Raw genomic sequence first — 7,742 nt, 5'->3', positions numbered from 1 at the left:
CGAAACCGGGCGATGTGCATCAATTGGAGGCAGATTGACCTCAACTGCTCCAACCGCCCGGTGCGGACCCGCATGCCGGGTGGTGTGGCAGGGGTCGGCCAGAACATCTGGTCGCCCCTATGCCGATGGTAGTGAGCAAGGCTCACAACTTAGGAATTCTGATCCGGCTAATCATCAGTGACCCCGATACTGCAAATATCAGTACCAGCGGATGGAACTGAAAGCCACCCAGGAAAATGACACCAAACCACATCTGCTCGCCAATGGCATCTTGTGAAACAGCATAGGCCAGAACCCCCACCAAAAGCAGCGAAGTTGGAATAGGCGTACCCTCGAAGTACTTCACCTTATCGCCCCCTTCCGACATCTTCTCGGCAGTAACGTTATAACGAGCCAGGCGCGATACCCCCGCGGCCACAAAAAACAGCAGCACGATACGATCATACAAGCCCTGCATGCCACAACCATACGCAATAACCGCAGGTGCCACACCGAAGGAAATCACATCCGCCAAGGAATCAAGCTCACGCCCCATGGCCGAACTTTGCTGGCGCCAACGCGCGATACGCCCATCCAGCACATCAAATAACAGTGCGAACGGAATCAAGCCGCAGGCAAAATACAGGTGCAGCACTAGGTCTGTCTGCAGGTAAGTCATCACGGCAAACAGTGCCCCCACACCACAAAAGGCATTCGACAGTGTGAACCAATCAGCCAGGTGAAACTCGCGGATCATGGAAAAGGGTTTGGGTCTATTCATCGTGTTATCCGGCAATCGAGTGCGGCGATGTTAATGCAAACGGGCATTGCTTGCCTGCCAGCATGGCAATAATAGTCCTGGATCACATACTTCTTAGTACGTTCATACCAAGCAAGGCGCCTGCCACTTCCCAGTTGCGGCATGGACAATGTAGTGCAAGAGAAGGCTACAACTCCAATGTAGGTTTGGTACCAACATATCAATCGGCAAATCGAATAACAGTGCAATTTGCCGCAAGGCCAATTTGGAATAGTTTTCGTAAGTGAATTTGAAATCAATTCAATACCGATTAATAGAAGTAAAAGCCGCCAAACCACAATGCAAACAGCCTTCTTTAATTAATCCCTTCCTGATTTGGCCTATCTATTTAAACCATACTCTCCAAACTTCAACGCACACAGAACTCGCCCCACACCTAGAGGGGGCGGACTGATCTTTTACGGGGGTTAGTCCCATTCAAGGTTCGACACGCCCCAGACGGAGCGCCATTTATGCTTAATTCACGCTGTTACCACGCACATTACGAGCGCGCGTACCAGGCAGGTACGCATAACTCATGTAGCGAGCTGTAGCACGCCCAAGGCGCGACTCAAGTTCAACTTGGACTTGGCGGCCAATAGGCTCTACTGCCAGTACCTTGAACTGAATCTGTTCACCATGAATTTCTTGGGTGAAATGATCACCTGCTTTCAGATCTCGAATAATCATGCAATTTCCTTTAGTTATTTTTATTGCGGTGCTTGCGCATCGTAAGCTGCACTGCCTAGCGGACTATGTAAGCTACCAGTGCTGACCAGTTTGTCAAACACGGAAGCATCAAGTTCCATACAGCCAGCATGAAGTGGGCAACTCCGGCCTAAACGTTGGCCATAGCAGTCGAGCGTGCCTGTGCATGCGCCGCGGGTATGTAATTTAACCATACCGGGTCATCAATATTGCCAGGACAAAACGGAATACGCACTGCTGGCGCGGGTGATTTGTCTTGGCGCGAAGCCTTAGACAGTAGGCAGACAATACGCGAAAGAAGGCGCTGTTCTGCGGCAAGCTTGAGCATCAGGAAAGAGAATTCGCGGGATGCGAAAGGACTACCGAAGGGACGAAAAGCTTGAAAACTGTACAAGGACTTTGGCTGCCATAAGCTAGCCAATGGCGCGCACTTTACCATAACCTTCACCGAATTGTCGCTAAGTATTTGTTTTATCTAAATTCAGAACTTACAAGCGGCTGGCTCACTCGTCGCCACCGCTTGTAAATAACCTCACCGCCCTTGTTTGAGCTTAGCCAGGATGGTGGCTGGGTCTTCACTCTCCTGCAACGCCAAGCGTATCCGATTCAGGGCCGTAGCGGCTTGTTCTGGATATTTTCCGAATGTAACCAAGCCACTATGTGGCCAGCCAGCCGCAGCCAAGACGTCTTTACGGAACTGTGCTCCATCTGCATCCCCGCCAGCAATCTGCTGCAAGGCTCGCTCGATCAGCACGTGCGGAAAAGGATCGCGAGAGAGTGATGTGAAATGTTGGGCTTTTACTTCATCAAATTGCATAGCCGGAACTCCTTGTAAAAGGCTGGTTTCATCTGAGCCTACATAGACACTGTTTGCCATGCCCGTTGAACAAATTATTTTGTAGCACATGGAAACGCCTCCCGCATCTATTATTATCAGAATTTAATTACATACAATCAATCTCATGCTGATAAATATCGCCTTCATTCAATTTGTATATTTTTATTTAATTTAATATGCCATATTTACTTGTATGAAAGTAGCACTCTATAAAGTATTTGTTGTGAAAATTATCCGACATAAGCGTATTAGTGTACCCCGTTTGAAGGATGTTTCTATTTTCGGATCGGCGCATTCTATCTCCGTCACATAACCCTTTCGAGTCATAACATGAAAACGCAAATTATTATCCTTGCTGCACTGGTTGTTACGCCAGCATTTACCCAAGCAGCCGAAATCTGCCGTCCTGTATACGGTGTTATTCAATTAAGGCCCGATGCACTCTGCCAGATAACGAAGATTTACAAAGGTAATGCATATCTAGAAAACGGTTTTTGTTTTAAAACAGTTGCCGTTGGTTTAGGCAGTGGCTACTCGGGCCTAACCAAGGAAGCTGCATTTGGTGTTGATAATGTTCAAAACATTACACCGAGCATATTGAACGAAAAAGAAGCCCCCCCCATGCCAAGTCCAATAGTGCAAACCCGCCAGATGTTCACCGGGCGAACAGTACTCACAACAAGGGACGGCAATATCTATAGCGCCGATGCCGGCACCATGAGTGTCAAAGGCTCAACAGAGCAAGCCATTATTGTAGGCGGCACAGGGCGCTATCACGGAGCCAGCGGCTACATCTATGCCTTCGGCGACTATATCGGTACAGGGAAGTGGGGTACTTACACAGGACAAGTCTGCGTACCACGCTAGAAACGGGTACTCCGCACGCCTCATACCCAGCGGCATACACACGGGGGAGGATGACTGACTAGCCGCCATCCTCCGTTCAAAGCTGTTAACCCGTTACGCCGACATCCTTACATCACGGTTCATTTGCTCTGTTGTAGAGAGCCGACAGAGCTTGGCTTTTATGCATCGTTATATAAATATATTCAAGCGCTTGCTTGTTTAATGCCCACCCTCTCAGGTAGCTTAGAGTAATTATTCCACCCTGCATTTCTGGGCTGGATTTGTATAGGCATTTTCAAAAAATTAAACCGGGAAGAGGCTGACGGCAAATGGAGAACTACTTTTTTAAACAATGGATAGCTGTCGTTGGTAGCCTGCTCATAATCAGCACACCTACCTATGCCACCACAGATGTTGCGGGGATAATGCTGGAAGATAGTGTGAAGCTAGCCCATGCAGAACTGAAATTAAATGGAGCCGGGATCCGTACAAAGGCTTTTTTCAAAATCTACGTTGCTGCACTATATCAAAGCGAAAAAAAGACCACTGCTTCTGAGGTAATCGCAGCACCAGGCCCAAAGCGACTATCCTTGACCATGCTACGAGAAGTAAACTCAGACACACTTAGCCAAGCATTACTTGATGGGCTGAATAACAATTGCACTACCGAAGAAAAAGTTCAGTTGTTCAATCAGATGCTGGCTGTTGGGCAAATATTTGGCACTTACCGTACGATCAAGGCTAATGATGTCATGACCTTGGATTGGGTCCCCGGCGTAGGCACCATTATTCAACTCAATGGAAAAAGACTCGGTGAGCCATTACCTGATAGTGGTTTTTATGCTGCGTTATTGAAAATCTGGCTTGGCGAAAAACCTGCCGATAAGACACTTAAGCAGCAACTATTAGGGCACGCAGAGCAATCTGGCGCAGCAAAAGGTACCTAATTATTCTTTATAACCTGTTCAATGTCTGCCGTGCGTCGGCAACACAGCGTTTAAAACACCATCGGAATGCTCATCTACCATCTGTAAACTCCGCTTCCTCTGTCGTTTTCACCTTGTCTCGCCCTAGCTCGCGAAACTTTGAACAGGTTCTTAGAGATCGGTAAATAAGTCACCTACAGAATTTGTGCTAATGGGAAAAGTTAGTACCAATCCCCACGTCCTTTCCTGAGTGCAGAGGTAATATATCAACTCTCACACCCGACGCTCAACTCAGGCATATCTTTGGATAAAAAAGGCTTTTAAAACATAATTCTTGGGCCGGAAAACATAGTTAGCACGAGTCTATTTTTTAAAAAATCAATGATCGTACCGACCTGCATAAAAATCCTTTTCCATCTTTGCATATTTTCCATTGCTTTGTAACTTAGCAAGACCTTCATTAAATCGCTTAATCAACTCCGTACTACGTGGTAATTGTTGACTTAACATCAGCCGATATTCACGTCGGTCCGTTACTATCGAAGAATAGGTAATCCGCTCGGCCACATCTGGGGGAAACCTGTTGCGTAACAGGTGCAACCCTACCGATTTGACCAACGGAAAGAAATCAATACGGCGAGCCATTAATTGCAGAAAACCCGTATGCACATCAATCGTCAATTCGCGGCGAATTGCACCACTTTTCACCAGTGGTTCCCATACCCCTAATTTAGAACCCAGAGCAATACCCATTACCAAGCCACTCAAGTCTTCTGTACGCTGCCATACCAGGGGCTTGGCGCGCAGATAGAACACCACTTCGTCGTCCACAAATACCGGGTCACTAAACAAAGCGAACTTCTCACGTTCGGCTGATATCGACCAAACCAGCGAACCATCAATTGCACCAGCCTTGACCAATTCTTGCGCGCGCGCCCAGGGGTAATATTCATATTGCACCTCCACGCCAACAGCCTTGAACGCCTCAGTCACGATATGGGATGCATAGCCGGCATGCGGTAGCTTCTCCGACAAATAAGGTGCCCACTCCCCATTGGCAAGGCGAATTTGCTCAGCCGACCACGCCTGCGGTATCAGCAGGAACAAGCAGACTGATAACAACAAACCACGTGGCATGCTCATCGCCTCTCTCAACGTGGACACAAACGTACTAATTCGCATCCCTGCTTAAACTTAGCATGCCCGATAGCTTTCACTTCGCTGGTTGCCGGTACGCTGGCAACCTGGCCGACTGGGTAGCTTGTCGCATCGGCCTCTGAAATGGCGTAAAGCTTACCGCATAGCGCAAGTAAGCCACTTGATGCTTGGCCGTTCCATTTCATTATTTGGACACACTTCAAGCAAGCGACTTACCGCATGGCAACGGAAAATTTCCATTCAAGCGCTGAAAAAGTACGCTATATCGCCTCATCTGTCGGAGTACAGTGCCTAGAAATATCCCACTTTTGAGCTCATGGCCAAAAGAAGAAAATGCCATCAACATAGCGACTGAACACTACCTACCTTTTTCTCCGTGTGCTGCTGTGTGTTTGCCCAAAAATACCCAATCAGCATCAACGGGAGAGCCTTAAAAGTCAGGCTTTCTGGGCAATGAGGTATTAATAATTGAAATTAAATGGGAATGGATTTTCCGCAGCTCACCATCAGACATTGCCCTTGGGGGTAGTGAAAATGCTGATTAGATATGACGAAGACTCGGCTCCAACGTAAAGTGCCAACATCCAGAGCTCAATCCACCAATGCCAGCCCCTTAAGCCACACTGGATGCCGCTAAAATGGGCATTAGAGCGCTTGAAAATTTAACGATTCGTCGCATTAGTGCAAATATTCTTTCTATAAATGCACTTGTCATTGCAAAGCTTGCGAACTCCCTCTAGCTTAGTCCGGCCAAGCGTTTGTTTGGCTTCCACGTCCAGTTACAACGGGCGATCAATAAGAGACTTGTTCGGGGAGCTGTAATGAAATTCACCGCTATATGCCGTCAACTCAGTATCGGCGCACTGTGTTTTGCTGCCTTCACCAGCCAGGCCGAAGAACTTCGGCCTGAGTTCTCAGCTGAAATGCTTAACGGCATGATTGTTCAGCCAAGCTCCATCGATATCGCCAAACGCCAAGCAGCGATGAAAATTTCGCAGATGCTGGCCAATCCATTGTTTGCCGCCAGCCTCGAGCAACAGCTAAACGCCACCCCTAAGAAGCCGGGAAGCGAAAAAGCAGCCTCACTGCACAGCGTGCTCGACGATTTCCAACAACGCCAACTGACTGCGGGTTTGACTGCGGACAAAGATTCTGAAACCAAATTACGCCAACTTGATAAGACCGTTCTGGACAAGAAAGGCCTTACCGGCGTCAGCAAGGGCTTACTGGAAGTACGGCTGTATCAACCGGGCAAACAGCAAGCAGCAGTTGACCTGAGCCAGACACTGGTGGCTTTCGAACCCGCAGGCGACGACAAGCAATGGCGTGTAGTGGAAGCCTATGATCGCAATGGCAAGGTGCATCGACTCGATGCACGCACTGCACCGCAAGTCCCCGTCCTGGTGGCTGACATCGATGGTCGCGAAGACCTGCGGGCTGGTATTGCATTGGCAAACCGCACCTTGGTACAACAAGGCATGCAAAACAAGCAGCCCGGCACCAATCTGGCTGTAGAGCCTGGTGTCAGCGACTTACCGGGCGTTAGTACACATCAGAGGATCAGCAGCGTACCAAGTGCCAACACCCGCCACAGCAGTGGCTATATCGAGACCGCCAAGCTTGATCGCATTCGTGTAAAAGACGACATGGAACCATGGGTGTCGGGTGCGGCCGAGATATATGCGATGGTCTCGGGCGTTCAACCGGATCAGTCCAAGGCTCAGATCGAGCTGGTCGAAATGCCGTATCTCGACTACGACGGCCAGACCTATTCACCGAACCAAATCCTGTTTTTCTGGAGCAACTATCGTTTTGCGGCAGCCAATGTCCAATTCTTTGAGCATGATGACAACACCAACTACAAGGACTTGGTGGTAGCGATTACTTCCGGCGTTGAGAAGCTTCTGGGAGTTTTCAAGCCTGAATACGCAATCATCGCCACAGTAGCCGGTGCAATCATTCAAGTTATGCCGTCGAAGTGGTTTGAAAACGGTGACGACTATCTCGACAGCTTCTACACGCTGGAGAAAAATCGTACTTACACTGACTGGCTAGGTGCAGGTAGCAACGTCACCATGACGCTGACACCATATCGCCTGAAAGAACAATAAGCGCACAGACGCCAGCACCAGCGGCAATGTAAGGGCACGGTATCGCAAGATATTCGTGCCCTTTAAACCTTTTAATGTCTGTTATGCACAGGCTACATAGCATTGAGGACGTCCTCAGAGTGCATATTTTGCTCTGTAAACTCCGTTTCCTCTGTGGTTTTCGCCTTGTCTCACCCTAGCTCGCGAGGCTGTAAGCCGTTTTGTACTACTTGGCGATACATGCTGGCGCAACTGTACCGCGGAAAATTATTAACTGATGTTACGCAGTAGCTGCGAGAAACAGCTGTAGCTGATTCATAAGCCGCGCGGGAGGCGTTGATCAATAACTTGCGGCAAAGCGCAAATGGTTTCTTCTTCGTCTTGATGCTCAGGCATTC

Annotated in this window: 7 protein-coding genes; 3 read left to right on the top strand and 4 right to left on the bottom strand. The window is 48.6% G+C overall.

The genetic code is table 11. The features are described from left to right. Positions 1–142: 142 nt before the first annotated feature. The 3 genes from CSQ89_RS18390 to CSQ89_RS18375 all read right to left on the bottom strand — a co-directional run bounded on the left by CSQ89_RS18390 (position 143) and on the right by CSQ89_RS18375 (position 2,303). The gene (locus CSQ89_RS18390) at positions 143–760 is read right to left on the bottom strand and encodes a CDP-alcohol phosphatidyltransferase family protein (RefSeq protein WP_099407534.1); all 618 of its coding nucleotides are present in this window, start codon (positions 758–760) and stop codon (positions 143–145) included. 495 nt (positions 761–1,255) lie between these two features. After that, positions 1,256–1,468, bottom strand: a complete 213-nt coding sequence (locus tag CSQ89_RS18385) for a hypothetical protein (RefSeq protein WP_099407533.1) — start codon at positions 1,466–1,468, stop codon at positions 1,256–1,258. A 550-nt stretch (positions 1,469–2,018) separates the two neighbouring features. Then, complete coding sequence (locus tag CSQ89_RS18375; RefSeq protein WP_099407531.1) at positions 2,019–2,303, bottom strand: hypothetical protein; 285 nt, start codon at positions 2,301–2,303, stop codon at positions 2,019–2,021. Between the two features lie 351 nt (positions 2,304–2,654). Here CSQ89_RS18375 and CSQ89_RS18370 point away from each other — a divergent pair, with 351 nt between their 5' ends. Together CSQ89_RS18370 and CSQ89_RS18365 are read left to right on the top strand one after the other, a co-directional pair. Next, entirely contained in the window at positions 2,655–3,191 is a 537-nt protein-coding gene (locus CSQ89_RS18370; protein WP_099407530.1) for a hypothetical protein, read from the top strand. Between the two features lie 308 nt (positions 3,192–3,499). Beyond that, positions 3,500–4,117 (top strand): chalcone isomerase family protein, encoded by a 618-nt coding sequence (locus CSQ89_RS18365; RefSeq protein ID WP_099407529.1) that lies wholly within the window; start codon positions 3,500–3,502, stop codon positions 4,115–4,117. A 357-nt stretch (positions 4,118–4,474) separates the two neighbouring features. On the opposite strand, the gene CSQ89_RS18360 is transcribed toward CSQ89_RS18365, so the two are convergent. Beyond that, positions 4,475–5,239: a substrate-binding periplasmic protein gene (locus CSQ89_RS18360; RefSeq protein ID WP_158229038.1), complete on the bottom strand. Its 765-nt coding sequence runs from the start codon at positions 5,237–5,239 to the stop codon at positions 4,475–4,477. 836 nt (positions 5,240–6,075) lie between these two features. Between CSQ89_RS18360 and CSQ89_RS18355 the strand changes: the two genes are divergently transcribed. After that, complete coding sequence (locus tag CSQ89_RS18355) at positions 6,076–7,365, top strand: DUF3103 family protein (RefSeq protein WP_099407527.1); 1,290 nt, start codon at positions 6,076–6,078, stop codon at positions 7,363–7,365. The last annotated feature ends 377 nt before the right edge of the window (positions 7,366–7,742 follow it).

This window comes from Chitinimonas sp. BJB300 (assembly GCF_002735695.1).
GTDB lineage: Bacteria > Pseudomonadota > Gammaproteobacteria > Burkholderiales > Chitinimonadaceae > Chitinimonas.
Note: the sequence above shows the minus strand (reverse complement) of the source record. Positions and strands in the feature narration are given on the sequence as shown.

Excerpts from the sequence above, each read along its gene's own strand:
- CSQ89_RS18365 (WP_099407529.1), top strand. The coding sequence starts at position 3,500 with ATGGAGAACTACTTTTTTAAACAATGGATAGCTGTCGTTGGTAGCCTG.
- CSQ89_RS18390 (WP_099407534.1), bottom strand. The coding sequence starts at position 760 with ATGAATAGACCCAAACCCTTTTCCATGATCCGCGAGTTTCACCTGGCT.
- CSQ89_RS18375 (WP_099407531.1), bottom strand. The coding sequence starts at position 2,303 with ATGCAATTTGATGAAGTAAAAGCCCAACATTTCACATCACTCTCTCGC.
- CSQ89_RS18385 (WP_099407533.1), bottom strand. The coding sequence starts at position 1,468 with ATGATTATTCGAGATCTGAAAGCAGGTGATCATTTCACCCAAGAAATT.
- CSQ89_RS18360 (WP_158229038.1), bottom strand. The coding sequence starts at position 5,239 with ATGAGCATGCCACGTGGTTTGTTGTTATCAGTCTGCTTGTTCCTGCTG.
- CSQ89_RS18355 (WP_099407527.1), top strand. The coding sequence starts at position 6,076 with ATGAAATTCACCGCTATATGCCGTCAACTCAGTATCGGCGCACTGTGT.
- CSQ89_RS18370 (WP_099407530.1), top strand. The coding sequence starts at position 2,655 with ATGAAAACGCAAATTATTATCCTTGCTGCACTGGTTGTTACGCCAGCA.